This window comes from Pseudomonas sp. NMI760_13, from assembly GCF_021283245.1.
Lineage (GTDB): Bacteria > Pseudomonadota > Gammaproteobacteria > Pseudomonadales > Pseudomonadaceae > Aquipseudomonas > Aquipseudomonas peradeniyensis.
This window is the reverse complement of sequence record NZ_JAJSRC010000094.1, coordinates 1-665: the sequence shown is the minus strand read 5'-3', so window position 1 is coordinate 665 and position 665 is coordinate 1. Positions and strand designations below refer to the sequence as shown.

Below are 665 nucleotides of genomic sequence, written 5' to 3'. Positions count from 1 at the left end.
GCCACCTTGTATGCCGAGCTCTACGCCGCCCCGGCGTTTCAACGCATCGCCTACAACGACTACAGCGCCATCGACTGGCGCTCGACGGAGTACTTCGTGCGCATGCTGGGCACCTGTCTGTACGGCGGCCCCAGCGAAACCCAGCCGCAGGACGGCGCCGCGCTCGGCGCGAGCCAACGGCTGTGGCAACAGGAACTGGAAGACCCCGACAGCCTGCTTTACCAGGCCCTGGTCGCCAAGCACCAAGGGCTGCTCCGGCAACTGCTGGAGGCCTTGACCAGCCAGGACCTGAGCAAGGTCTACGACACGGTCAAGGGCCTCACCACCAGCTACGAGGGCCAGCAGCTGATGGTCAAGCCGGTGCGCGACGCCATCGGCCAGTTGCTCGCCGCCACCGCCAATGCCGGCAACACCCTCCACAGCCACCTGTCCGCCGGCGCCCGGCAGATGATCGGCTACGTGCACAGCGCGGCGCTGCTGCGTTTTGCCGGGTAGCACATGACGCAACTCGTCGTGCCGCTCAGGGCGGGCGAATACCTGAAGCTGCTCAACGAAGGCCTGCAGGCGCGCACCGATGCGCTGCTGGGCCAACTGGACCAGGCCTTTCGCAAACCCGCCGCGCACAAGGTCAACGCCATGCTGCTCAGCGGCGCCATCACCGCGGC

General features: G+C 67.2%; 1 pseudogene. It reads left to right on the top strand.

From position 1 onward, the window contains the following. A pseudogene (locus LU671_RS29315) lies at window positions 1–495 on the top strand (T6SS effector BTH_I2691 family protein); the annotation flags it as partial. Between the last annotated feature and the right edge of the window lie 170 nt (window positions 496–665).